Annotated in this window: 24 protein-coding genes; 7 read left to right on the forward strand and 17 right to left on the reverse strand. The window is 55.9% G+C overall.

Annotated features, from left to right (window positions below; all coding sequences use genetic code 11):
* Positions 1 to 104: 104 nt before the first annotated feature.
* Positions 105 to 485 carry a nuclear transport factor 2 family protein gene (locus V8J88_RS09415; RefSeq protein ID WP_338849157.1) on the forward strand — a complete coding sequence of 127 codons (381 nt, stop codon included), beginning with the start codon at positions 105 to 107 and terminating at the stop codon, positions 483 to 485.
* A 3-nt stretch (positions 486 to 488) separates the two neighbouring features.
* On the opposite strand, the gene V8J88_RS09420 is transcribed toward V8J88_RS09415, so the two are convergent.
* From V8J88_RS09420 to V8J88_RS09430, 3 genes are read right to left on the reverse strand one after another with little or no spacing between them, the layout of a single operon-like run.
* Entirely contained in the window at positions 489 to 1,595 is a 1,107-nt protein-coding gene (locus V8J88_RS09420; protein WP_338849158.1) for an HD domain-containing phosphohydrolase, read from the reverse strand.
* A 17-nt stretch (positions 1,596 to 1,612) separates the two neighbouring features.
* Entirely contained in the window at positions 1,613 to 2,776 is a 1,164-nt protein-coding gene (locus tag V8J88_RS09425) for a pyridoxal phosphate-dependent aminotransferase (RefSeq protein ID WP_338849159.1), read from the reverse strand.
* Between the two features lie 53 nt (positions 2,777 to 2,829).
* Positions 2,830 to 3,300 carry a putative toxin-antitoxin system toxin component, PIN family gene (locus tag V8J88_RS09430; RefSeq protein ID WP_338849160.1) on the reverse strand — a complete coding sequence of 157 codons (471 nt, stop codon included), beginning with the start codon at positions 3,298 to 3,300 and terminating at the stop codon, positions 2,830 to 2,832.
* A gap of 37 nt (positions 3,301 to 3,337) precedes the next feature.
* On the opposite strand from V8J88_RS09430, the gene yaaA reads away from it, so the two are divergent.
* Positions 3,338 to 4,111: a peroxide stress protein YaaA gene (gene yaaA / locus V8J88_RS09435; protein WP_338849161.1), complete on the forward strand. Its 774-nt coding sequence runs from the start codon at positions 3,338 to 3,340 to the stop codon at positions 4,109 to 4,111.
* 81 nt (positions 4,112 to 4,192) lie between these two features.
* Here the strand turns inward: yaaA and V8J88_RS09440 are convergent, their stop codons facing one another.
* Together V8J88_RS09440 and V8J88_RS09445 are read right to left on the reverse strand one after the other, a co-directional pair.
* Positions 4,193 to 5,929 (reverse strand): tannase/feruloyl esterase family alpha/beta hydrolase, encoded by a 1,737-nt coding sequence (locus tag V8J88_RS09440; RefSeq protein ID WP_338849862.1) that lies wholly within the window; start codon positions 5,927 to 5,929, stop codon positions 4,193 to 4,195.
* A 316-nt stretch (positions 5,930 to 6,245) separates the two neighbouring features.
* Positions 6,246 to 7,892, reverse strand: a complete 1,647-nt coding sequence (locus V8J88_RS09445; RefSeq protein WP_338849162.1) for a tannase/feruloyl esterase family alpha/beta hydrolase — start codon at positions 7,890 to 7,892, stop codon at positions 6,246 to 6,248.
* Between V8J88_RS09445 and V8J88_RS09450 the strand changes: the two genes are divergently transcribed.
* From V8J88_RS09450 to V8J88_RS09460, 3 genes are all read left to right on the forward strand, one after another.
* The gene (locus tag V8J88_RS09450) at positions 7,855 to 8,220 is read left to right on the forward strand and encodes a hypothetical protein (RefSeq protein ID WP_338849163.1); all 366 of its coding nucleotides are present in this window, start codon (positions 7,855 to 7,857) and stop codon (positions 8,218 to 8,220) included. The two genes, V8J88_RS09445 and V8J88_RS09450, sit on opposite strands and share 38 nt — an antisense overlap.
* Before the next feature lie 245 nt (positions 8,221 to 8,465).
* Positions 8,466 to 11,114, forward strand: coding sequence for an MASE1 domain-containing protein (locus V8J88_RS09455; protein WP_338849164.1), 2,649 nt, complete (start codon positions 8,466 to 8,468; stop codon positions 11,112 to 11,114).
* A gap of 114 nt (positions 11,115 to 11,228) precedes the next feature.
* The gene (locus V8J88_RS09460) at positions 11,229 to 11,879 is read left to right on the forward strand and encodes a transporter substrate-binding domain-containing protein (RefSeq protein WP_338849165.1); all 651 of its coding nucleotides are present in this window, start codon (positions 11,229 to 11,231) and stop codon (positions 11,877 to 11,879) included.
* Between the two features lie 3 nt (positions 11,880 to 11,882).
* On the opposite strand, the gene V8J88_RS09465 is transcribed toward V8J88_RS09460, so the two are convergent.
* From V8J88_RS09465 to V8J88_RS09480, 4 genes are read right to left on the reverse strand one after another with little or no spacing between them, the layout of a single operon-like run.
* Complete coding sequence (locus V8J88_RS09465; protein ID WP_338849166.1) at positions 11,883 to 12,545, reverse strand: MIP/aquaporin family protein; 663 nt, start codon at positions 12,543 to 12,545, stop codon at positions 11,883 to 11,885.
* Entirely contained in the window at positions 12,542 to 13,048 is a 507-nt protein-coding gene (locus V8J88_RS09470; protein ID WP_338849167.1) for an arsenate reductase ArsC, read from the reverse strand. Before V8J88_RS09470 ends, V8J88_RS09465 begins: the two co-directional genes overlap by 4 nt.
* A 21-nt stretch (positions 13,049 to 13,069) precedes the next feature.
* On the reverse strand, positions 13,070 to 13,588 hold the full coding sequence (locus tag V8J88_RS09475; RefSeq protein ID WP_338849168.1) for an ArsI/CadI family heavy metal resistance metalloenzyme: 519 nt from the start codon (positions 13,586 to 13,588) through the stop codon (positions 13,070 to 13,072).
* Positions 13,585 to 13,992: a metalloregulator ArsR/SmtB family transcription factor gene (locus V8J88_RS09480; protein WP_338849169.1), complete on the reverse strand. Its 408-nt coding sequence runs from the start codon at positions 13,990 to 13,992 to the stop codon at positions 13,585 to 13,587. The genes V8J88_RS09475 and V8J88_RS09480 overlap by 4 nt, the downstream gene beginning before the upstream one ends.
* A 454-nt stretch (positions 13,993 to 14,446) precedes the next feature.
* On the opposite strand from V8J88_RS09480, the gene V8J88_RS09485 reads away from it, so the two are divergent.
* Positions 14,447 to 14,926, forward strand: coding sequence for a hypothetical protein (locus V8J88_RS09485; RefSeq protein ID WP_338849170.1), 480 nt, complete (start codon positions 14,447 to 14,449; stop codon positions 14,924 to 14,926).
* Positions 14,927 to 14,934: 8 nt separating this feature from the next.
* Entirely contained in the window at positions 14,935 to 15,156 is a 222-nt protein-coding gene (locus V8J88_RS09490) for a hypothetical protein (RefSeq protein WP_338849171.1), read from the forward strand.
* A gap of 130 nt (positions 15,157 to 15,286) precedes the next feature.
* Here the strand turns inward: V8J88_RS09490 and V8J88_RS09495 are convergent, their stop codons facing one another.
* The 8 genes from V8J88_RS09495 to V8J88_RS09530 form a co-directional block, all read right to left on the reverse strand.
* Complete coding sequence (locus tag V8J88_RS09495) at positions 15,287 to 16,555, reverse strand: hypothetical protein (protein ID WP_338849172.1); 1,269 nt, start codon at positions 16,553 to 16,555, stop codon at positions 15,287 to 15,289.
* A gap of 41 nt (positions 16,556 to 16,596) precedes the next feature.
* Positions 16,597 to 17,076: a hypothetical protein gene (locus V8J88_RS09500; RefSeq protein ID WP_338849173.1), complete on the reverse strand. Its 480-nt coding sequence runs from the start codon at positions 17,074 to 17,076 to the stop codon at positions 16,597 to 16,599.
* The gene (locus V8J88_RS09505) at positions 17,051 to 18,307 is read right to left on the reverse strand and encodes an acyl-CoA dehydrogenase family protein (RefSeq protein ID WP_338849175.1); all 1,257 of its coding nucleotides are present in this window, start codon (positions 18,305 to 18,307) and stop codon (positions 17,051 to 17,053) included. The genes V8J88_RS09500 and V8J88_RS09505 overlap by 26 nt, the downstream gene beginning before the upstream one ends.
* Before the next feature lie 9 nt (positions 18,308 to 18,316).
* Complete coding sequence (locus V8J88_RS09510; protein ID WP_338849177.1) at positions 18,317 to 19,387, reverse strand: phosphotransferase; 1,071 nt, start codon at positions 19,385 to 19,387, stop codon at positions 18,317 to 18,319.
* 91 nt (positions 19,388 to 19,478) lie between these two features.
* A complete protein-coding gene (locus V8J88_RS09515) occupies positions 19,479 to 20,174 on the reverse strand; it encodes a histidine phosphatase family protein (RefSeq protein WP_338849863.1) in 696 nt (231 codons plus the stop codon).
* Between the two features lie 139 nt (positions 20,175 to 20,313).
* Positions 20,314 to 21,081, reverse strand: a complete 768-nt coding sequence (locus tag V8J88_RS09520) for an enoyl-CoA hydratase-related protein (RefSeq protein ID WP_338849178.1) — start codon at positions 21,079 to 21,081, stop codon at positions 20,314 to 20,316.
* Positions 21,082 to 21,385: 304 nt separating this feature from the next.
* Complete coding sequence (locus V8J88_RS09525; protein WP_338849179.1) at positions 21,386 to 22,084, reverse strand: prepilin-type N-terminal cleavage/methylation domain-containing protein; 699 nt, start codon at positions 22,082 to 22,084, stop codon at positions 21,386 to 21,388.
* A 139-nt stretch (positions 22,085 to 22,223) separates the two neighbouring features.
* The gene (locus V8J88_RS09530) at positions 22,224 to 23,327 is read right to left on the reverse strand and encodes a hypothetical protein (protein WP_338849180.1); all 1,104 of its coding nucleotides are present in this window, start codon (positions 23,325 to 23,327) and stop codon (positions 22,224 to 22,226) included.
* Positions 23,328 to 23,334: the final 7 nt, after the last annotated feature.

A 23,334-nucleotide genomic window follows, 5' to 3' on the forward strand; every position in this document is an offset into this window, starting at 1 on the left:
GAGTTGAGATGAGCCGGATGCCATTTAGCAGACAATTCATATGCGCCATGCTGTCCGGCGCCATCATTTTCAATGTGCAAACACATGCCGCGAAAGCCGTGGAGATGGATGATAAACAACAAGTGATGCAAGCCGAACGCGCCTTTGCGCGCAGTATGGCGGAAAGGGATTTTGCCGCTTTTCAGCGCCATTTATCGGAAGAGGCCGTCTTTTTCAGCGGCAATCAGCAGGTTTTACGCGGCCGCCAGCAAGTCGCGCAAGCCTGGCGCGCATATTTTGACGGGCCGCAAGCGCCATTTTCCTGGGAGCCGGAAAGCGTCGAAGTGCTGCCTTCAGGAACACTGGCGCACAGCTCCGGGCCGGTGCGCGACGCCGCCGGCAAAATCATCATGCACTTCAATTCGATCTGGCGCAAAGAAGCGCCGGGCGTGTGGCGCGTGGTGTTTGATAAAGGCAGTCCGCTGCCGCCCGCAGCCCAGCGCTGACGGCTACAGCGCAGCGGCTTCGCCCCATACGCTTTTCATGGAAAAGCGGCAATCCGCCGCTTCCACGCCCAGGATGTCGCGGATCGGGTTATCGCGGCTGTCCTGTTCTTGCGGCGTGAGTATTTCCCCTTGGGCGCTGCGCAGGCGGTGCAAGAGCGGCGGCATGCCGCTTCTGCGCCGGCTCACCACCGCCAGCGCGCCATCATCCAGCATGACCCGGGCGCCGGGCGGGCAGGGGCCGATTTCACGCATGAAAGCGGCTAACAGGCTGCTGTCCGCCGGCGCGGAAAACTCCTGGCAAATATTGAGGAAACATTGCTGCGGATTCAGGCTGCGCCGGTAGTTGCGCGCCGCCACCTGGGCGCAATAGCGGTCGGCCAGAGCCAAAACACGCGCGCCGGTTGGAATTTGCGGCAAATCGCAACCGGCGGGATAACCGCTGCCATCCGCATTTTCATGGTGCAGCAAGACATAGCTGAGCCAGTTGGCATCCTCAATCCCGGCTTGGCGCAAAATCTGCCGGCTGATTTCCGGGTGGCGCTGGATTTGCTGGATTTCACTGTGCATTAATTGCTGGCGCCGGTTTTGCAAGCTGTCATGCATGTCTAACATGCCGACATTCATGGTCAGTGCGGCGCAGGCGATTTCAAGCGGATCATCACAGCCGCAAGCCTGGCCCAGCAGCAGCGCCAGCAGGGCGCTTTCCAGGCAGTGGCGCACAGAATACACGCCGCCGATCTGTTGCAGCAAAATACAAGCCAGACTTAAATCAGGCGCGCTCTCTAAAGCCTGTTGCAGCTGCGCGGCAATGGTGCGCAGCTGATGGCGCGCATTATCGCAACTGCTCAATTGCGGCAATAAGTCGCCTAACTGGCGGCTGGCCTGGTTGTAGCAGCGCAGCACATAGATATCCGCCGCTGGTGTGGCGCGCGCCTGAGCGGCGTCGCTGCAAAACAGGCCGCGCGTCAGCAGGGCGCTCAATTCAGTCAGCGGCGGCAAATGCGTGCCGCGCGCAAACACCAATTCGCCATCGGCATTGAACACATCGCAGACGAGCGATTCTTGCGCCAGATTGGCCAGATCAACGGCGTTTAAACGCTGTGCCCCCATGAGCCTGTTCCGTGGTTTCAAATGCGCGCCAAGCGCTCCAGCGCCAATTCCAGCGTCGCATCCTGCTTGGCAAAACAAAAGCGCACAATGCCGGACTCTTGCGGGGCCTGGTAAAAGGCCGAGACCGGTATCGCCGCCACCCCGATTTCCGTGGTCAGCCACTTGGCGAAATCCAATTCCAGTATATCGGAAATGGCGGAATATTTAACACATTGGAAATATGTGCCATCCGCCGGCAGGATTTCAAAACGGGTCTTGGCCAGGCCTGCGCGGAACAGATCGCGTTTGCGTTGATAAAACGCCGGCAATTGCAAATACGGCGCCGGATCAGCCATATACGCCGCCAGGCCGTATTGCATCGGCGCATTCACCGTAAACACATTGTATTGATGGACTTTGCGGAATTCCGCGCTCAAGGCGGCAGGCGCGGCGACATAGCCGACTTTCCAGCCGGTGACGTGATAAGTTTTGCCGAAACTTGAGACAATAAACGCGCGCCGCGCCAATTCCGGCCAGCGCGCCGCCGATTCATGCGCCTGGCCGTCATACACCATATGTTCATACACCTCGTCCGAGAGCAACAGAATATCGCTGCCGGCCAGGAGATCGGAAAGGCGCTGCATATCCGCCGCGCGCAGAATCGAGCCGGTCGGATTGTGCGGGCTGTTGATGATCAGCATGCGCGTCTTGGCGCTGATGCTGTGCGCCACCGTATCCCATGGCACATGATAGCCCTGCGCATCCACCGTCATCTGCACAGTTTTGATCACGGCCCCGGCCAATTGCAGCGCCGGCGCATAGCTGTCATACGCCGGTTCAATGATGATCACTTCATCCTGCGCTCGCACGGCGCACAAAATCACACTCAAAATCGCCTGCGTGGCGCCGGCGGTGACCGTGATTTCCTGCTGCGCGCAATATTCGCGCCCATATAAACGGGCGATTTTGGCGGCAATCGCAGTGCGCAACTCAGCCACGCCGGGCATCGGCGGATATTGATTCCGGCCTGCCTGCATCGCCTCCGTCACCGCCTGCGGCAAGGCCGGATCACAGGGGAAATCAGGGAAACCCTGGCCCAGATTCACCGCGCCTTTTTCCTGCGCCAGGGCGGACATCACCGAAAAAATCGTCACGCCCACTTGCGGCAGACGGGAATCGATCTGGATAGCATTTGTTTGCATCGTCATTCTCCATATAAGGCTGGCGCTGCGGCCAATCCGGGCTGCGTGTTTTGTCAAGTCTGACCGGCGGCCAGATCCCACTGCGCCGGCGTGCGTACAGCAAACCAGCCGGCATCGCGCAATTTGCGGTTGAGCTTCAGCAAGGCGCGGTCTTTGCTCAGCAACAGGTCGGCCTGGCTGCATGCCGCCAGTTGCAAAAATTTCTGATCATCGCGGTCAGCGCAGCGCGGCAAGACCGGCGGCGCAACATCCGGCGCGGCTTCGCAGACCTGGCCATGCAGCGCATACATGCGCATTAACTCAGCGCGCTGCGCTGCATCCAGCGCCAGATGCGGCTGATGTAAAACATAGCGCCATTCGCGTGCGCATGCGGCATTCACCAGCGCCAGCGCACGCCCCTCGCACAGGGCCTGCGCCAGTCCCTGGCAATCCGGATTGCCAAACAAGAGCAGATCCAGCCAGACATTGGTGTCGGGAACCACGCGCAGCGCAGTTGCGCTCAGCGGCGCCGGAGCATGCCGCAAACAAGGTATGATTTGATATTTTGGATTGAGTTGCTGCATGCTGATCGTGATTTCTCCAGCCAAAACGCTGGATATGGAACCTGCCCGAATTGTGACACAGAGCCAGCCGCAATTCTTGCCGCAGGCGGCGCAATTGGCGCAAATTCTGCGCGCCTTGGATGCGCCGGCGCTGTCCCGCTTAATGGGCATTTCAGATGAACTGGCGCAATTGAATGTGGCGCGCTTTGCCGCCTGGCGCCCGGAAATGCGCGCGCCAGAGGCCAAACAGGCGGTCTTAGCCTTTGCCGGCGATGTGTATGACGGCTTGCAAGCTGACACGCTCGATCAGGCCGGCTTGGAATGGGCGCAACAGTATTTGCGCATCCTCTCCGGTTTGTATGGTTTATTGCGGCCACTCGATTTGATGTTGCCTTATCGATTGGAAATGGGCACGCGGCTGAACACCGGAGCCGGCGTCGGCCTGTATAAATTCTGGGGCGAGACCCAGACCCGCGCCTTGCAACAGGCGGCGGCAGACAGCGCCAGCGACACCTTGCTGAATCTGGCGTCAGAAGAATATTTCAAAGCGGTGCAAGAGGAAAAACTCGGCTTGCAAGTGATTCATCCGGTCTTTGAGGATGAGAAAAATGGCAAGTACAAGGTGATTTCCTTTTTCGCCAAACGCGCACGCGGCGCCATGGCGCGCTATGCGATCACGCAGCGCTTGCGCGATCCGCTCGCATTGCAGGAATTCAATTGGGAAGGCTATGCGTTTGCGCCCCATGCATCAGAGGGCTTGCGCTGGGTGTTCCGGCGCCGCGCGCCGGCCTGAAACAAATGGGCGCGCTTGCATACAGCCAAGCGCGCCCGCTCCAGGAATCAAAGCACAGTGCACATCAATCAACAGCGCAGATCAGTGGCCATATTCATGCCCGTGCTCATGATGGCGCCCTTCATGCGCTTCAACGCAGACAAAGCTGGAGGCCAGATTCACATCGCCGGACTGATATTGCGGCCACTTGGGGAACTCACACAAGGGACGGCTGCGACCTGCGGTAGCCGGCATTCTGTCCTGGATAATCTGGTTTTCCGGACGCACCCCGTTTTCCACCCAGTTTTCCAGCATCGTCAATGCATCCATGGAGGCATTGAAGGCCGGGCCCATGGTGTGGCCATATCCCGGCACCTGCCAATACACCAGCGTGTCGCGGGTGGCGTGCGGGCCTAAGCCCTTGCGCACTGCTTTGTAATATTCGCTTGTGCCGCGCGCCGCGACCACGGTGTCAGCCAAGCCGTGCATCAAAATCATCTTGCCGCCGCGCGCGTGAAAGGCGCGCAGATCCGGTTTGGCATTGAGCAATAATGACAGCTCAGAAATACGCGGCAGATAGGCGCCGGGATGCTTGGGGTTGACCGTGGCGCCGATCAAGGCCGGATTTTGCGCCACAAAAAATTTCATCCACTGGTCGTAAAACACGCTGTAAAAGGGCATGTCCGCATTTGCCTGCGTCATGCCGGGCGCTTGCAAATTCATGCCAAGCACGCGCGACAAGCTGCCAGCCGGCCCCACACCCAGATCACCGCCCCAGACATGCAAGCCGGGATAATGCCGCCCGCCGTTGGCCAGGGTGTAATGGAAATTGAAAGGGCGGCTCATGGTGCGCAGCACCGCAATATTCGCATCAGACAGGCAAGTGTTATCGCCGCTGTCTATACCGCCGGGGCAACGCAATGGCGCGCCATCCGGCTGGCCGTTAACAGTAGCGGTTTGCGGATTGAACGAGGCTTCGCATGCGGCCACATTGCTGATCAAGCCATCCATCACGCCATCCAGGCCATCACAATGTTTGATCCCGGCATCGCGCGCCAAGACCAATTTTTCCTGGCTCATATACGCCCCCGGCTTGGTCAGCGCGCGGCTGATTTCGCCAAACTTCAATTCCATTTCAACGATATTCCAGGCCGGCGCCATAACGAAAATGCCTTCAAATACTTCCGGCCAGCGTTGCGCCACAATCAAGGCCTCCCGCCCGCCATTCGATGCGCCCTGGAAATACATGCGCTGCGACGCTTGCGCATAGCGCTGCATGATCAGATATTGCGCGGCGTCATGGGTTTTCTTTAACGCATCGCCAGCATAATTACGCAACATTTCAGGATTGGTGGCAAACGAGCCATCGCGCGAGGCAAAGGTGTAGGGCGGTTTGGCGGTATGGCCGGAATCGCTGCCATAGGTGGCGTAACCGCGCGCCAGCGGACTCGGATGCTCCGCCCCCGCGACGGACAGATTATTGACGCCGGAGGGAATATTCGCCAGCACGCCGTTGTAGCTGCCGCCGCCATACATCATACTTTTTTGATTCCAGGCAGTCGGCAGATTGAGTTGAAAGCGGATCGGCTCTGCAGTGCTGTCGAGCGGCATAATGCGGCCAATCACCTTGCATAATTCAAGCGGCGCCGGCAACGCGCCGAGCAATGGCGCGCCGGCAGGAATCAATTGCACCGATTCAATTGCGCCGCCATTCGTAGCCAGGGCCGCATCGCCGCCGCCAATTACGCTCGCAGGAATCGTCAGACCGGCCAATTCGGCACAGCTCAGCGGGCTGGCGCTGATGCTGGAAGTTGCTGCGCCCTGGGCCAAAGCGGGCATACTCAAGAACAAACTGCTGCAAGCAAGCAGCGCTTCTAATATGCGATTTTTCTTAAACTCGATCATAAAGCATTCCTTATTAAGCAAAGCTGATACAGGAAAACCAAGCCTGGATGGTCTGCTTTCAGACAGTGCAGCTTGGCGGCGAATGCATTCAAACGAGGCAGATTGTAGAGATCGAATTTCCTTGCGGCAACATAATTCATCTGTATAACAGGTTTTTTTATGCTTTTTTTACGAGGAACCAACGACACATGGGGGCGGCCTATGCCGCGCAAAGCGCAGCATAGGCCGTACAGCAACAGCCGGCGACAGCTTAATCATCGTCTTCTTCATCCTCATCGACACAGACAAAGCTGGCGGCCAGATTGATATCGCCGGCGCGGTATTGCGGCCATTTCGGATATTCGCACAGCGGACGGCTGCGACCTGCGGTGGCCGGCATTTTATCGTACACAATCTGATTCTCCGGACGCACACCGCTCTCCACCCAGCTCTCCAACATGCTCATCACATCCATGCCGGCATTGAAAGCCGGCCCGAGCGCATGGCCATAGCCGGGAATCTGCCAATACACAATGCTGTTGCGCGCAGTATGCCCGCCCAGATTCTGACGCAGCATCTTGTACAGCGCCTTGGTGGCGCGTGGCGCAACCACAGAATCAGCCAAGCCTTGCGCCATGATCAGCTTGCCGCCACGCGCGGCAAAGGCGCGCAGATCCGGCTTGGCGTCCAGTAAATCGGAGAGCGCCTGGATTCTGCTTTGATATACGCCGGGCTGCGCCGGGTCCACCGTGGCGCCGATCAGCCCTGGATTGGCGCTGACAAAGTACTTGATCCACTGATCATAAAACACACTGCTGAAAGGCATATCCGGACTGATTGCGCTCATGCTTGGGGCTTGCAGATTCAAGCCTAAAATGCGTTGCAGGCTGCCCGCCGGCCCCACGCCCAGGTCTGCCCCCCACACATGGTAGCCGGGATAGCTTTTCTCCCCGCTCGCCAGCCGGTAGTGAAATTTGAAGGTTTTCTTCATAGTTTTCAAATAGTCGATATTGGCGTCGGACAAACAACTGTCATCGCCGCTGTCAACCCCGCCGGGGCAGCGTAATGGCGGGCCGCCGGCCAGACCATTGGTGCTGGCGGTAGCGGGATTGAAACTGTCTTCGCAAGCTTTGACATGACTGATCACGCCATCAGTTGCGCCATCCAGCGCATCACAATGCAGGATCGCCGCATCGCGCGCCAAGCTCAGTTTGGCCTGGCTCATATACACCCCGCTTTGCGTCAGAGCGCGGCTGAGCTGACCGAATTTCAAATCCAGCGCCACCGTATTCCAGCCCGGCGCCAGGACGATCAAACCATCAAAATCCTGCGGCCAGCGCTGCGCCACAATCAATGCTTCGCGGCCACCGGTGGAGGCGCCTTGAAAATACATGCGCAATGGCGCTTGCGCATAGCGCAACTGAATCAGATAACGCGCCGCATCATGAGTTTTTTTCAGTGCATCGCCGGCATAATTGCGCAATTTTTCCGGATGCAGGGCAAATGAACCATCGCGACCGGCGAATGTGTATGGCGAGGCGGAAGTGTGGCCGGAATCGCTGCCGAAGGTGGCGTAACCGCGCGCCAGCGGCGACGCATCCGCGCTGCCCGCCATGGCGATATTGTTGACGCCTGAGGGAATATTGGCCAGCACGCCGTTATAGCCGCCGCCGCCATACATCATGGCTTTTTGATTCCATGCGGTGGGTAAATTGAGCTGGAAGCGGATCGGTTCAGCGCTGCTGTCCAAGGGGGCGATGCGGCCAATCACCTTGCATAATTCCAGCGGGGCCGGCAACGCCCCCAGCAGTGGCGCACCTGCGGGAATCAATTGCACCGATTCAATTGTGGCGCCATTGGTGGCCAGACTGGCGTCGCCTGTGCCAATCACCGACGCCGGCACTGTCTGGCTGGCCATCTCTGCGCATGTCAGCGGCATCGGGCTGATGCTATTGCCGCCCCCCTGCTGGCTGCCGGAAAAAAGCCTGACGTTCTTGCCAGGTTCTGAGGAATCCTGCCCGCCGCCGCAAGCGCTTAACAGAAAACCCGTGCTGCACAGCAGTGCCTGCAGCATATTCTTGTTTATTGTTTTCATCATGACACCTTTTTCTTGTTGTTTGCGTGCATTGCTGAATGCCGGCGTCACAGACCTGGCTGTGTGTGCCTGTGCGCGGCTGTACGACATGTGTGCTTACCCCACCTCCATAGAGAAAAAATCAATGTTTTTGATTTTGATTGCCAATTAAACAATCAAACCGCCCATGAGCATTCTTGTACACAAGTTTCCATTGGGCAATGTTTATTTTTAACGCAGCAAGTTTTTTTATGCATTTTTTATCCAACGTGCAGCTTGTGCAGCGGCGTGACTTTTTACGCGATAAGTGAGTGCGCGCGCTTGCCACTGCGGAGTGATGGCTATACCATCTGCAAAGCACATTGTCTGAACCTGAGTCGGCAAGCCGCTATTGATAAGTCAATACATGAGGCATGCATGAGTTTGTCCCATCCGATGCGACTGATGTATTACCTGCCAGCCTTGCTGGCGCTGGGCGTGGCCTATATGGCGCTGGGCTGGTTGGCGCGCTGGCTGGCGATTCCGCCCGGATTTGCCATGGCGATTTTTCCGCCGGCAGGCTTGGCCTTGGGCGCTGCTTTATGCTTTGGCTGGCGCATTCTGCCGGGCATCGGTCTTGGCTCCTTACTGTTAAACCTCTCGATCAGCAGCAATTTCCAGATCAGCAGCGAAAATTTATTGCTCTCGCTGTGCATCGCCTGCGGCGCCATGTTGCAGGCCGGCCTCAGCGCCGGCTTGATGCGGCGCTTTCATTCATACCCGTCGGCCTTGGATAACAATCGCAGTATTTTGTTGTTCATGTCCCTGGCTGTGCTGGGCTGCTGCATCAACGCCACATGCGGAATCACCGCATTGTGGCTGTTTGGCAAAATCAATCAAACCGAATTACTGCGCAACTTGCTGACCTGGTGGTTTGGCGACGCCTTGGGCGTGCTGACCATCACCCCGGTGTTTTTGACCCTGTTTGGCCAGCCGCAGGCAATCTGGCGCGCACGCCGCTTTAATTTGCTGACCCCTTTGCTGGCCACCTTGCTGATGGTGGTTTTGAGTTACGCACTGGTGCGCGAATGGGAACAAAAGCGCATGCAAACCGAATTTCAAGATCGCGCGCAAAGGCTGGTGACGAGCTTGCAAGCGCGGCTGGATTATTTTATCGACTTGCAAAAGAGCGTGGTGTCCCTGTTTGGGGCGGTGAGTGAAGTCAGTCCGCAACAATTCAATCATTTTGTGGCGCAACCGATCAGCAATTACGCCGCCTTGCAAGTAATTGCCTGGGCCCCGCATCTGCCGCATGCCAGGCGGGCTGAATTTGAAAGCAAGCTCGAAGGCGGGCGCAGCCTGCAAAGCCTCGATCCGGCCACCCTCAGCGTGCGCTTGCGCGAAGAGCAGGACGAATATTTCCCGGTGCAATACGCCGCGCCCTTACTGGACAACACCAATCTGCCTGGACTGGATTTAAGCGCCCATGCCCAGCTGCGTCAGGCGATTGCCGACGCGCGCAATGTCGGCCTGCCCAATGCGGTGATCGCCAACAGCGTCTTGCCGGGGCATCCGGGACAGATTTACGCCTGCCTGATTTCGCCAGTGTTTGACAGTAAAACGGTGGGCATGAGTGTGGCCGAGCGGCGGCGCGCGATACAAGGCGTGGTGCTGAGCATTTTGCAGCTCAGTGAAGTGCTGGAACACATCCTGGGCGAACATGACCGGCAGGCGATTTTAGTGCGCTTTGGCGACGCCTCGCGCCAGGGCCATTTGCAGGTGTTTTACGATTCCATCATACGCGAGCCGGATAACCGCGCGCAGAGTCAGGAATTCAGCCTTGATATGGGCGGACGCGAATTGCGCATCCAAATCAAGCCCACCCGCGCCTATCAGGAGCGGCAACAGGCTTGGGTTTCCTGGGGCACGCTGGTCGGCGGCATGTTGTTTGCCAGCATTGTCGGCATGTATCTTTTGATAGTCTCGGGCCGTTCATGGAGTATCGAAAGCCTGGTGCAGCAACGCACCATGGATTTGCACGCCAGCGAACAACGCCTGCATCTGGTGCTTGACTATGCCGTGGATGGCATTTTGAGCGTGGACACGCATGGCCGCATCCAACTCGCCAATCGCGGCATCTGCCGCATGCTGGGATTTTCGGCGGACGCCTTGCAGCAGCAAAATTTCTCCAGCCTGTTTTTCCCCGAAGGGCGCAGCATCAGCCTGTTTGAGCTGGCGCTGAAAAAGCACCCCACTGAAGTGATGGGGCGGCGCTATGACAATGTGCGGGTGGCGTTGGAGCTTTCGGTGGCGCGGGTGAGCGAATCGGAAGAAGCGCTGTTCATTGTGATCGTGCACGACTTGAGCGAGCGCAAACGGGTGGAGCAACTCAAAGCCGATTTCGTCTCAGCGGTGTCGCATGAATTGCGTACTCCCTTGACCTCAATTCGCGGCTCGCTGGGCTTGTTGTGCGGCGGCGTGGGAGGGCAATTGCCGGATCAGGCGGCCAAGCTTTTGCGCCTGGCCAACGACAATGCCGAGCGTCTTGCGCTGTTGATCAATGATTTGCTGGACTTTGAAAAACTGGAATACGGCGGCTTGCAGTTTTTACGCGAAAAAAATGATTTGCGCGATATCTTGCAACAGGCCATAGAAAACAACCTGGGCTTTGCACAAAAATTCAATGTGCATTTGCAGCTGGAACAATTACCCGCCGCGCCGGTGACAGTGCTGCTTGATCGCAGCAGAATGTTGCAGGTGATGGGCAATCTGCTCTCAAATGCGATTAAATTTTCGCCCGCCAATGGCAAGGTGGAAATCGGCTTGATTATGAAAGAAGGCAGCGTCAGCGTCTTTGTGCAAGATCATGGCGACGGCATTTCCGATTCCTATAAAGAACGTGTCTTTGAAAAATTCAGTCAGGCAGACAGCTCAGTGACACGTAAATACGCCGGCACCGGCTTGGGCCTGTCACTGACCAAGATGATGGTTGAAAAAATGGACGGCGAGATCGGTTTTGACAGTATCGAGGGACAGGGCGCAACTTTCTATGTCACCTTGCCGACAGTTGCGGCAGAGCGGGAGTAAGCAATGCAAACCTCAGCGTTTTTTTCCAGGCGGGATTGGTGCGCAAGCCTCGCTGCAATGCTCAGCTGCGCCATCTGCAGCGCCACGCCGCAGGCCAGCCCGAAGGCGAGCAGCGTGACCCTGCTTTACAATGAAAGGCCGCCGTATCTGGTGACCAATGCTGACGGCTCAGCCTCCGGCCTGACCGGCACGCCAGCCGCGCGCGCCTTCACCAGCGCAGGGATTTCTTTTGTGTGGGAAATCCTGTCCACCGACCGGCAAATACAAAGCTTGCGCAAAAACGCCAGTCAAAGCTGCGCCATCGGCTGGTTTCACAAGCCGGATAGAGAGGTATTCGCCAAATTCACCAAGGCGATTTATCGCGACCAGCCCTTTGTCGTGATCGCCAACCGCCAAATGCGCTTGGAAGCCGGGGCCAAATTGATCAATGTCTTGAGCGACCGGCGTCACCGCGTTCTGCTGAAAAACGGATTTTCGTATGGTGATATCGACGAGATGATGAGTAAAGCGCAGCCCAATCTGGTGTATTCCAATGGCGAAGTATTGGAAATGTTGCAAATGCTTAAAGGCAATCGCGCGGATATGATGTTCGCCGCCAGAGAAGAGGCGGAATATCTGGTGCGCCAGGCCGGCTTTAACGCCGATGATTTTCAGATTTTGCAATTTCCCGATAGTCCGCCCGGCAAGACCCGCCACATCATGTGCAGCAAATCTGTGCCGGACGAAACTATCAAACGCTTAAATGCGGCGATTCAGATGGAGTAGGGCTTACTCCTTGCCGAACAACCAAGTTCCCAACAGCGCCGCCAGGGCGCCGCCGGCTAACTGCGCCAGCATGAAAGCCGGCACATCGAGTAGGCGGATATTGACAAACGTGTCGGTGAACGCGCGCGCCAGGGTGGCGGCTGGATTGGCGAATGAGGTCGAAGCGGTAAACCAATATGCGGCGCAAATATACAAGCCGACTGCATACGGAATCGCCTCAGGCCGATTGCGCTTCAAGCCGATAATGCAAAGCAGCAAACCAAAGCTGGCCACCACCTCGGCAAACCACAGTCCGCCGCCGCTGCGCACCTGCACCCCGGAACTGATGAGCGGCAAATCAAACATCGCGTGCGCCGCAGCGATGCCCAGCACCGCGCCAGCGCATTGCGCCACGATATAGCCCGGCAAAAGACGCGGCGCCAACTCGCCGCGCCAGGCGAAATACAGCGACACCATGGGATTGAAATGGGCGCCTGACAGCGGGCCGAACAACATAATCAACACCACCAGGCCGCAGCCGGTGGCAATCGCATTGGCCAGCAGCGCCAAGGCGATATTGCCGCCGGCCAGGCGCATCGCCATGATGCCGGAACCGGCCACCACCGCCAGCAGCAAAGCGCTGCCGAGGGCTTCAGCCAGCAAAGCGCGCGCATTGCTCTGACTCATGCCACAGACTCCGCAGCCGGGGTTTGTTGCGCCAATTGACGTAAAGCCAGCTGGCGCGCCGGCGCATCCATTTGCTCCAGCGGCAAGGCCAGCATGGCGCGAATGCGCGCTTCGATTTGCGCACTGATTGCGGCAAACGCCACAGCCTGCTGCGCCGGGTCAGCGGCGGCCGGGTCCTCAAAACCCCAATGTGCGGAGACCGGGCTGCCCGGCCACAGCGGACAGGTTTCGCCTGCCGCATTGGAACACACCGTGATCACAATATCCATTTGCGGCGCTGTCGGCTCAGCAAACTCCAGCCATGATTTGCTGCGCCAGGGGTGTGTCGCCAACTGCGGCGCGAATCGGGCGATTTGCGCCAGCGCTTGTGGATGCGGCTGCCCGGCCGGTTTGCTGCCGGCTGAAAACGCCTGAAAACGGCCCGCACCCAGATGCGCAAGCCATGCTTCGGCCATGATGCTGCGCGCCGAATTGCCGGTGCATAAAATCAAAACATTCAACATACTCACTCCTGATGGGAAAAATTAACAACACTGACTGCCCGGCGCGCAGCAAGCTGCTGCCTTGGCTTTGGCCAACTCATCAATACGCATTTTGGGCTTGGGCGGCGCACAGCAGGCGCCGGCCTGCGCGCTTTCTTCGGTTTGTCCCTGTGGCGCATGGTTTTCGCCCCATACCGGAATATTGCCCAGGGTGTGGAAGGCTTCCCAGGGAATGCCAGCCGGGTCATGCACCCAATATTTATCCGATTGCGCATAACAGCATTGCGCATCGGCTTCTTCAATCACTTCCTGCTCCAGCCCGCGCAAGCGCGCGCCCAGCTCGCACAATTCGGCGGCATTTTCCGTTTGCATACCGAGATGATTCAAACCAGGGGCCACGCCGGGACGGGTGGAAATAGCGAAATTGACCTTGGGATCTTCCAGCATCCACTTGGCGTAATCCTCTTTTTGCACGCTGGGCTGGCTGCCGAACATCTGACTGTAAAAACGGATAGACGCGGCCAGATCATCGGTCGAGATATGGATATGCATGCGTTTCATATGGCTTCTCCTGAATGGACTGAAGTGGCGGGGCCGCAGCAAAGCGGATTGGCTGCCTCAAGCGCTGCGGCGGGATCGCAACTGGCGCCTTGGCAGCAGTTGTCGAGTAAGAAAGCGATTAATTCCTGCATCTTGGCGAAATTCGCGCTGTAAATCACAAAGCGGCCCTGCGTTTTGCTATGCAGCAATTGGGCGTGGCTTAATTCTTTCAGATGAAATGACAGCGAAGACGCAGGCATGGCCAGCAATTCGGCCAGTTTGGAAGCCGGCATCCCCTCAGGCCCGGCCACCACCAGCAAGCGGAAAATGCTCAAGCGCACTTCATGCGCCAGCGCCAACAGTGCAGGCACGGCGGAGCTGCTTTGGCTGCGCAAGGTCGCGCTGAGAGAGATGGAATCAGACATGATGAGCTGCGCTTTGTTTCGATATTTCGATTATTATCGAAATATCGAAACTTTGCAAGCCAGGCGATGCGATCAGATTACTGTCAAAGCAATTCGATTATTGCGCTACTGGTAAATAGATGGGCTTTTAGTTAGGAAATTATCATTAGTCACAAAGAAAGTCGCACCACTATCTAACTTTAGATACCTAAGTATCTATGTATTTTTTACACAAATCCTGGCCTGAGCAAGCAGATGACACGGTGGAGACGAGTGTGAAAAAGTATAAGTAGTCAGGAAATTAGTTTTAGGAAGCAATTGGATGGTAATCTGATAACTTCTCGCGAAGAATCACATGTGTAAGTATTGTGAATTTAAGTGTGCAAAGCTGAGTTCTGAGGTGTATTTTTGCTATAATTCCATTGTTTTCATGCAGTTTAATTGTTGTTTTGGTAATTTTCTTGAGGGGAAATAAATGAGTTATGACTATGAGAAGACCAGCGTTGATTTATATCGTGCGGTATTTAAGAGCAATTTTCCTGTTGATGTAAGTTGCTATCTGAAGCCTGATCGGGATTTGGCTGACGCATCTGACATTGCTGCAATTTTGCATCCAACTTTTGGTGTGGAAGCTGGTGGCGGAATTGCTAAGCGCCCACCTGATATTGTCCCAAATAAAATTACGGCTATGTATGAGCCGGATACGGGCGGGACGTCTGTATTTGACAGAGCAGGTGTATTACGGCGGGCAGATGGTGACTTTTATTTGCCTGAGGGAACTGAAATCCCCCCTGATTTGAAAGTTAAGAAGGACAGCTATAACGATCGTTTAAAAGCAACGCATTATACTATCATGCCAGCCAAGCCCATGTTTAAAGAAGTACTGATGGGCTATTTGGATAATTTTGTGAGAAATGCGATTCGTCGCCAATATGAAAAAGCCCGTGGCTTATAGGAGTAGAGATGAGTATCAAAGCACAAACGTTGATGGTCGCAATTCAATGCGTGAACACTGAAATTAAACGCCTGGATGCGCTATTGAATCAAGATGAGGTGGATAATCCTGAAGAAATTGAGCAACTTTTGCTCTCTTTTGATTTGGCTGCAGCAGACTTGAAGGAATCCTATGAGGCAGCGCTTGAGAAATTTGGAGAATTACCGCCATACGCTGACTTAATAAAGTAATGCCCAACTATCAAGTGCATGAAACAATATATCAACGCATCGGGAGTTCAATATGGCTGAACTCCCGATTTCGTTGGATAGACTGTTTTGATTCTTTAATTTTAAATTGATGCATCATGAGCATTGGCTTTTATGAGCCGTTGCTCGGTGATTTCGAAGGTATTACTTTTGGAATTGAAGAAGGTTTGTCGATTTCAACAGTATTCCCCCCTAAGTTGAGTGATAATTTTGAAGCGCTGCCAAATAATGCGGAGGCCAGTTCATCAGCTGGATGTAAAACTGGCGTTGGCGATTCGATGCCGTGAAATAAACCATGTGTAAGTTTTTCAATCAAAGCTTGCGGAATTTCTGCATCAGTTTCTTTGCGCCATTCCAGTAAGGTTTCAACTACCCAGTTTGCGCGGTTCACATCAATATGAAATTGTTGCAGAGCCTGTTCGGTCGATGCCAATGAACTCGCCCACTGATTTTGCCAGCGTATGTAATAGAGAATTGAGCAAGATAAGAAGAGAGAGGTGCTTGCAAATTTTGCAATTTGAAAAATAGAGTAGGAGCCATTTGATTGCCAGATGTCATAAATTGACCATACAAACAAACCTCCTAATAAGCCTATAAGTCCCCACATTCCTTTTTTTACGGAATTTCTTGCATTGATGGTTGTTTCAGATAAATTAAAATTCTTAACTCGCTCTGCGACGTCTTTTAGCATTCGGTCCCGTATTTGCCGCCTTGCAAAGGTATTATCACTCTCATCAATTTCTTTGCTTCGTTCATTAAGGGCATGCTCCTTCTCATCTAGCTTTTGTATTCTATTTTGATATTCATTTTCATAGTCGGCGTGCTTCTTTTGAAATTCAGCTTCCAATTCGGAATATTTTTCACTAATTTGCTCATGCAATTTTTTGTTTAATTCAATAGTTTGCTCATGCAAATTTATCTGTTGTTGTGTTAATTCTGTAAAAATTGTTTCTTGTAGCGTTTGAAGTGAATTATAATGTTCATTGCCGCTAAGAGGGAGTGGTATTGGAATTGGTTTGAATGTCTTAAGTATTAGTGCACATGTTTCAATTGTTTTTTCATCTGGGTGGGATGTTTGCGGATTTATGGATAGGGAGTCATAGATGAATGATCTGGACTGAGTTTCTGCGATGTAATTCCTGTTGTAGCTAAAAATAACATCGTTTATTTTCGCATGGAAAGATGTAATTAGATTTGAATCTAATGAGATTGCTTTCAGGTAGGCACTGTTATTGGGATTTGGCAAGCGAATTTCAGATGCAGGTATATTTAAAATGGTGAGGGTTGCGTCAAATTCCCCAAATATATTTGCCAGCTTATCAAGAATTTTTCCAAGCTGCTTATCAGATGTGCTAACTATTGTGCAGTGCTGAATGCTCATATCAGTTCCTTAGATTGAAAATGAAATCTGCAAAGGTGAAATTAATGCCGTCGCATTCCACAAACAAACCCCAGCCCCGCCACCAACCACACCAGCGAGCCAGTAATATCAAACGCCGTCAACTTATCCCCATGCCGCCACAGCAATGGAAAAATCAAGCCGCCGCGCACAGTGCACAAAAGCGTCAGCGTACACACCGCCGCGCGCGTCAGCGGCAAGCGCATGCGGACTTGCGCCACATCCCAGGCGTAAGCAGCGCTTAATAACATCAAGCCGCCTATGCCGATGCCGGACCAGAATGCATAAGCGCCCTGAACGCGGGCGGATTCCACCGCCGCCGCCGGCGCGCCTAAAAAGGCGTACCACTCAGCGCCTAGCCATGGCGCCAGCAAATGAATCAGCGCGCCAAACAGGGCAATGCCGCAAGCTGCCGCCAGGCCGGCGCGTCGCCACAAGGGCAAAGGCTGGGGCAGGGTGCTGGCATTTGCGCCTGACTCAGCTGCGTGTAATCGGCGGCCCATCCTCATCCTGCACTTGGTAACGCGCCAATTCCAGTTTGGCGATGGCGTTGCGGTGCACTTCGTCCGGGCCGTCGGCCAGACGCAAGGTGCGGTTGCCGGCCCATTGATAAGCCAGCGGAAAATCTTCCGAGACGCCGGCGGCGCCATGCGCTTGAATCGCCCAATCCAGCACATCTTGCGCCACGGTCGGGGCCAAAACCTTGATCATGGCGATTTCCGCCTGCGCCGCCTTATTGCCCACGGTATCCATCATCCACGCCGCTTTCAAGGTCAGCAGGCGCGCACAGTCGATGCGGATGCGCGCTTCGGCGATGCGCTCGCGCCATACGCCCTGTTCAGACAGCAGCCGGCCAAAAGCCTGGCGCTGCGACAAACGCTGGCACATCAATTCCAGCGCGCGTTGCGCCACGCCAATCGCGCGCATGCAGTGGTGGATGCGGCCCGGCCCCAGCCGGCCCTGGGCGATTTCAAAGCCGCGTCCCTCGCCCAACAGAATATTGCTCTTGGGCACGCGCACATTTTCAAACAGGATTTCGCAATGGCCGTGCGGCGCATCGTCATAGCCGAATACCGGCAAGGGCCGTTTGATGGTGATGCCGGGCGTGTCAGAGGGAACCAGGATCATGGATTGCTGCTTATGGCGCGCCGCATGCGGGTCGGTTTTGCCCATCACAATGAATAGCTGGCAGCGCGGATCGCCGGCCCCGGAAATCCACCATTTATGGCCATTGATCAGATAGTCATCGCCATCTGCAATGATGGAGGTGCAAATATTGGTGGCGTCGGAAGATGCCACCGCCGGCTCAGTCATGGCGAAGGCGGAACGCATCTCGCCAGCCAGCAGGGGCTTGAGCCAGCGCTCTTTTTGCGCCGGCGTGCCGTAGCGCTCCAGCGTTTCCATATTCCCGGTGTCGGGTGCGGAACAGTTGAACACTTCAGGGGCCCAGGGCACGCGCCCCATGATTTCCGCCAGCGGCGCATAATCCAGATTGGATAAACCCTCAGGCGCCAGCTCGGAACCGGGCAGGAATAAATTCCATAAGCCAGTCGCGCGCGCCTCTTGTTTCAAGCCTTCAATCAAGCGCGTCGGCAGCCAGCGGTTATTGTAGAGCCGGCCATTTTCGGCCACTTCCAGGTAAAACGCCTGCTCATTCGGGTAGATGTATTGCTGCATGAAAGCAGTCAGGCGGGCATGCAGATCCTGACAGCGCGCAGAGTATGCGAAATCCATAAAAAGTCCTCAGTTGCCGGCGGCGGCATGTGCATGGCGCAGCGCCAATTCCGCCAGCGAGCGCGCCGCGCGCCCGGTTTCCAGCGCGTGCGCGCTGGCGGCGGTGCCATCGACATAGCGTTTCATAATGCCTTGCAAGATGCCGGCTAAGCGGAACATATTGTAGGCCAGATAAAAATCGAAATCCTCGCGCCGGATGGCGCGCCCGGTGCGCTCGCAATAGCGCGCGATATACGCCTCCTGCGAGGGAATGCCCAGCGCGGCGTGATCCAGTCCGCCAATGCCTCTGAATTGGCCGGGCGGAATATTCCATGACATGGCGTGATAGGAAAAATCCGCCAGCGGGTGGCCCAGGGTGGAGAGTTCCCAATCCAGCACCGCCAGCACGCGCGGCTCTGTGGGGTGGAAAATCAGATTGTCCATGCGGAAGTCGCCATGCACGATAGAACAATCGTCACCCGCCGGAATATGCTGCGGCAGCCAGACGATTAATTCTTCCATCGCCGCGATGTGCTCAGTTTCGGCGGCGCGGTATTGCTTGCTCCAGCGTTCAATTTGGCGCGCAAAATAATTGCCCGGCTTGCCATAGTCAGCCAAACCGGCAGCGGCATAGTCAAATTGATGCAGGGCGGCGATGATGCAGTTCATTTCATCATAATGCGCGGCGCGCTCAGCCTGGCTCATGCCGGGCAGGGATTGATCCCATAACACGCGGCCCTCAATATATTCCATCAGATAAAAAGCGCGCCCGATGATGCTTTCATCCTGGCACACTAAAAACTGACGCGGGGCCGGGAATCCATTGCGCGAGAGCGCATCCATGACGCGGTATTCACGCTCAATCGCGTGCGCGGAAGGGAGCAGCTTGGCCGCAGGTCCCGGCTTGGTGCGCAGCACAAAGCGCTGTTCGCCACAGTCGAGAAAAAAAGTGGGGTTGGATTGGCCGCCTTTGAATTGGGACAGTTGCGGCAAGGCTGGCGGCAGCCACGCCAATTGGCTGCGCAAATACTGCCATAAAGCCTGTAAATCGAATTGCTGGCGCTCAGATACCGGTTTGACGCCGATGAAGTCTTCAAACATAGGCCTGCTCCTGGCTGGGTGATCTGGCGATTGTACCGCAGGCCTGCGCGCAGCCAGCGCAACGTGGCGCGCAGGCTGACGGCAAAGTGGTTTATTTGTGTTCTTTGTGCTGTTCTTTGGCTTCGCGAAAGCGCTTGTATTGCGCCAGCAGCGCTTCCATGGTGGTGCTGCGGATCTCGCCTTGCAGCTGGGAGGGCGGGGAATAGTTGACCATGCGCACCACCCAATCGTGGGCGGCGACGCCGACATCCAGCGCATTGATGCAGCCGGCGGTTTGCGCCAGATTGCCCAAAAACAGGCGCTGACCGGTCAAGGCGTAGGAGAGAATTGCGCGATTGACGCCGCCGTGCAAAATCAACAGCACAGTGTCCCAATGCGAATCAGCGCGCAAGCGGTCAATCGCCGGATACACACGGTCCATCAATTCGCCTATGCTTTCACCGCCTAAAAATTGCTTGTGCTCCGGCACCATGCCTTCAAACGCGCCGACAAAAGCGTCATTCAAATCCATATCGGCAATCGCCGACAGTTTGCCGCCGCGCAGTTCGACCAGGTCGGGCCATTCTTCAATCTCAATCGCCTGGCGCGTTTGCTCCAGCACCAGTTGCGCGGTTTCCAGGGTGCGCGGCAGGCCGGAAATGATCACCCGGTCAAAGTGCAAGCCTTCATCCATAAAAACTTTGCCGGCGGCGCTGGCCTGCGCCCGGCCACGCTCATTCAAGGGCACAGATTCCGGCAAATAGGGTTTGCCATGTTCATCAAAATAGGTCACGCTGCCATGGCGCATGAGATAAATGCGGCGTCGCTTCGGTTTGGCCAAAGCCGTGCCGTGCTCAGGCGCTGTGTGTCCGGTTTTGGCCGCAGCCGGGTCGGCTGCGCCAGTCTCTTGATGTTTGACTTCCCTGTAATACATGATGCTTCCTGACCTATCTGAAACGCGGCTTGCGTTTTTCAATCCGTGCCGCCAAACCTTCTTCTGCCTCATGATGATGCAGACACGATAGATGCGCATGTTGTTCGGCTGCGAATTGTTGCTCCAGCGTATTGTCATGCGCTTCATTCACCAGCTCTTTGAGTCTTTCAACCGCAAAGGGCGGCAATTCCGCCAGTTTTTGGCAAAAACGCAGCGCTGTGCTTTGCGCTTTGCCATCTTCCACGATTTGTTTCACCACGCCCAGCTGGTGCATGCGCGCCGCCAGCATGGGCTTGCTTTCCATCAGTAATTCGGTGGCCAGCTGGCGCGGCATTTGCCGCATCAGCAGCCAGGTCAAGCCGCCATCCGGCGTCAAGCCCAGTTTTAACTGGGTAACGGCAAATTGGGCCGATTGTGCAGCGATGATGAAATCACAGGCCAGCGCTAACGCAAAGCCGCCATCCAGCGCCACGCCTTCCACCGCCGCCACCACCGGCTTGGGATATTCGCGCAGCGCGCGCACCCATTGCGCCAGTAATTCCATATCATGCCCGCTTTGCCCGGCGCATTCGGCTGACTGTTGCGGCAGTGCGCGGCCACGGCAAAAATCGCCGCCGTTGCCGCACAGAATAACAGCGCGGATACTTTCATCGCGCTCTGCATTGCGCAGGCATTGCAGGGCGTTTTCCATCACGCTGGCGGACAATTGCGCAGGTTCGCGCTCGGCTAGCGTCAATATCAGGGTGCTCTCATTACGTGTGCTGATCATGATGGCTGACATGTGAGCCTCCGGCTGTCCCGGAAAATATTTCCGTAAATCAACAACGATTCTAGCTGGGTTGCTCTTCGGCAACAAATAAAAAATGTAATCCGCATCCGCAACATGGCTATGCGGCGGAAGACCAAAGCATATACGGTATGTTTATTGTGGCATGTTCGCCGCCTTGCGCAGTCCAATCCGGCGCCCCGGCTTTGTGGTCTGTGGCGTTTTTGCTGCGCTGGCGACTGTTTCTGTGGCAAAAGCAAAAAGGGCGTCCGCCTGGACGCCCTTTTTGGCATGACCGCGTCAAACGGCGCGCATGGGTTTAACGCAGCAAGCTGGTGCCGCCGCAGTTAAGCTGGGTGGCGGAAGCATTCCAGACCCCGGTGGTGTTGGCGCAGGCAGGCGCGGCGCCGGCGGCGGTCGGGGCGGTCGGTTGCGCGCTGACTGAGAAGCGGAAGATGCCGGTATTCGGCGCGCCATCGTCGATCTTACGATCAACTTCGGCGATCACCGAGACAGGAATATTGCCGCCGCTCTTCAAATTATTCACCGCCACAGAGGTGCCAGCGTCAAGATACACTGCGTCGGAGATGATTTGCGACCAGCCGCCATACACATTGGTCGGGCTGGTGGCGCTGGTGGCGGCCACCACCGAGGTGCACACCGAGCAGTTGATAAAGCCGGCGGAGGTCAGCTGGGTCCAGGCCTGGCCGGTTTCCGCGCCGGCCACGGCGCCATCGCCATTGCCGGTGTAGACATATTGGGTGCCGCTGGGGCCAACCGGGATATTGCCGATGGCGTTGGCGGCCAGATAATCGCCGGGCACGGCGCGATAGCGATCCTGGAAGGAGAAAAAGGCGGCGGTTAAGCCGAGCTGCTGGTCAGAAATGTGTTTCACCTTGGTGCTGTTGATCATTTCCTGGCCCTTCAATACGCCACCAAGAAGCAGGCCGATGATCACCAGAACAATTGCGATTTCCACCAAAGTAAAGCCGGCGCGATGCATAGGTTTGCGTAACATGATTATTCTCCATTTATAAAACAGAAGTACTGCTGAAACAGAAGTTTTGCATGGTGCAGGCGGGGCTTGGGCCTTGATTTCAACATACCACAGTCTGTGCGGCTGAGCAGAGTATAAAAAATTTACAGCCGGCAATACATTACGCGGGCGCGGCGGGCAGCAAGATTTCAAAATACAGCACAGAGCCATCCAGCCCGGCTTGCAAATCGCCGTGCGCACTCTGCAGCATTTGGCGCGCCTGATACAAGCCCACCCCCAAACCTTGTTCATCGCTGCTCCAGAACGGCTCAAACAGACGCAATAAGGGCGTCTCGCATGCCTGTCCCGGCAATTGCAACCGCAAACGCAGGCGCTGCTCCCCGGTGTGCAGCCAGGCATGCAGGCAAACTGACTGCGGCGGGGTTTGCCGCATGCCCCAGTCGTAATAGTTTTTCAAAATATTATCCAGCGCGCCATCCAGCTTGGCCGGGGCGATCCAGGCGCTGGCCTGATGTTCGCTTTGCCAGGCCAGCGTCAAACTGTGCAAGCGGCATAAGCGTTCCAGCAAGGGGCCGATGGCGACGGCCTGGGCCTGGCTCAGGCTGTCGCTTTTATTGGTCAGACTGTGCACGATATGGTCCGCACGCTGGCGCACCAGCGGCGCGGCAAAGCGCAATTGCTGCAATAGCTGTTGTTCCAGGGCAGGCGGGCAGTTGCTCAATTGCTCATCCATGAGTTGGATGAATTGCGCAATATTTTTCATATCGTGCTGCAAAAACAAGTGCATGCGCGCCATTTGCAGCAGGGTTTCGCGGGTGCTGGCGGCTTTGATCAGGAAATCGGTTTGCAGCAAGAGGATGAAAGTGTGCAACACCGTGCGGATAAAATAAAACTGCTCGCCCCGGCTGTGCGGTAAAAAGAAGGTGATGTCGATGCAAATTTCAGTGGCTTCAATGCGTTCCTGCCATTGAGCCGCTTTCGCTTTGCATTCGCCAAACTCGCCTGACTCGTGGGCGCCATACCACTCCAGCCGCCAGCGCAAGCCCAGCAAGCCGGCGCTTTGCAACAGCGCCGGCGCCTGCTGCAGAAAACGCAGCGGCTCATGCTGCAATTGCTGGTTGAGCTGCCCCAGTTGCTGATTCAAGTGATTGACCTGCACCGCACGCTTGCGCAACAGCCATAAGACCATGCCTATCGTGCTGCCGCTCAAAATCAGGTAAGGGTAAATTTGCGCCTGCAGTTCGTGCAGCATATTGTGCGCCATGGACAGC

The organism is Massilia sp. W12 (assembly GCF_037300705.1).
GTDB lineage: Bacteria > Pseudomonadota > Gammaproteobacteria > Burkholderiales > Burkholderiaceae_D > JACPVY01.

Excerpts from the sequence above, each read along its gene's own strand:
- V8J88_RS09415 (WP_338849157.1), top strand. The coding sequence starts at position 105 with ATGGATGATAAACAACAAGTGATGCAAGCCGAACGCGCCTTTGCGCGC.
- V8J88_RS09420 (WP_338849158.1), bottom strand. The coding sequence starts at position 1,595 with ATGGGGGCACAGCGTTTAAACGCCGTTGATCTGGCCAATCTGGCGCAA.
- V8J88_RS09425 (WP_338849159.1), bottom strand. The coding sequence starts at position 2,776 with ATGCAAACAAATGCTATCCAGATCGATTCCCGTCTGCCGCAAGTGGGC.
- yaaA (WP_338849161.1), top strand. The coding sequence starts at position 3,338 with ATGCTGATCGTGATTTCTCCAGCCAAAACGCTGGATATGGAACCTGCC.
- V8J88_RS09440 (WP_338849862.1), bottom strand. The coding sequence starts at position 5,929 with ATGCCCGCTTTGGCCCAGGGCGCAGCAACTTCCAGCATCAGCGCCAGC.
- V8J88_RS09445 (WP_338849162.1), bottom strand. The coding sequence starts at position 7,892 with ATGGCCAGCCAGACAGTGCCGGCGTCGGTGATTGGCACAGGCGACGCC.
- V8J88_RS09455 (WP_338849164.1), top strand. The coding sequence starts at position 8,466 with ATGAGTTTGTCCCATCCGATGCGACTGATGTATTACCTGCCAGCCTTG.
- V8J88_RS09465 (WP_338849166.1), bottom strand. The coding sequence starts at position 12,545 with ATGAGTCAGAGCAATGCGCGCGCTTTGCTGGCTGAAGCCCTCGGCAGC.
- V8J88_RS09470 (WP_338849167.1), bottom strand. The coding sequence starts at position 13,048 with ATGTTGAATGTTTTGATTTTATGCACCGGCAATTCGGCGCGCAGCATC.
- V8J88_RS09475 (WP_338849168.1), bottom strand. The coding sequence starts at position 13,588 with ATGAAACGCATGCATATCCATATCTCGACCGATGATCTGGCCGCGTCT.
- V8J88_RS09480 (WP_338849169.1), bottom strand. The coding sequence starts at position 13,992 with ATGTCTGATTCCATCTCTCTCAGCGCGACCTTGCGCAGCCAAAGCAGC.
- V8J88_RS09485 (WP_338849170.1), top strand. The coding sequence starts at position 14,447 with ATGAGTTATGACTATGAGAAGACCAGCGTTGATTTATATCGTGCGGTA.
- V8J88_RS09490 (WP_338849171.1), top strand. The coding sequence starts at position 14,935 with ATGAGTATCAAAGCACAAACGTTGATGGTCGCAATTCAATGCGTGAAC.
- V8J88_RS09495 (WP_338849172.1), bottom strand. The coding sequence starts at position 16,555 with ATGAGCATTCAGCACTGCACAATAGTTAGCACATCTGATAAGCAGCTT.
- V8J88_RS09500 (WP_338849173.1), bottom strand. The coding sequence starts at position 17,076 with ATGGGCCGCCGATTACACGCAGCTGAGTCAGGCGCAAATGCCAGCACC.
- V8J88_RS09505 (WP_338849175.1), bottom strand. The coding sequence starts at position 18,307 with ATGGATTTCGCATACTCTGCGCGCTGTCAGGATCTGCATGCCCGCCTG.
- V8J88_RS09510 (WP_338849177.1), bottom strand. The coding sequence starts at position 19,387 with ATGTTTGAAGACTTCATCGGCGTCAAACCGGTATCTGAGCGCCAGCAA.
- V8J88_RS09515 (WP_338849863.1), bottom strand. The coding sequence starts at position 20,174 with ATGCGCCATGGCAGCGTGACCTATTTTGATGAACATGGCAAACCCTAT.
- V8J88_RS09520 (WP_338849178.1), bottom strand. The coding sequence starts at position 21,081 with ATGTCAGCCATCATGATCAGCACACGTAATGAGAGCACCCTGATATTG.
- V8J88_RS09525 (WP_338849179.1), bottom strand. The coding sequence starts at position 22,084 with ATGTTACGCAAACCTATGCATCGCGCCGGCTTTACTTTGGTGGAAATC.
- V8J88_RS09530 (WP_338849180.1), bottom strand. The coding sequence starts at position 23,327 with ATGGCGCACAATATGCTGCACGAACTGCAGGCGCAAATTTACCCTTAC.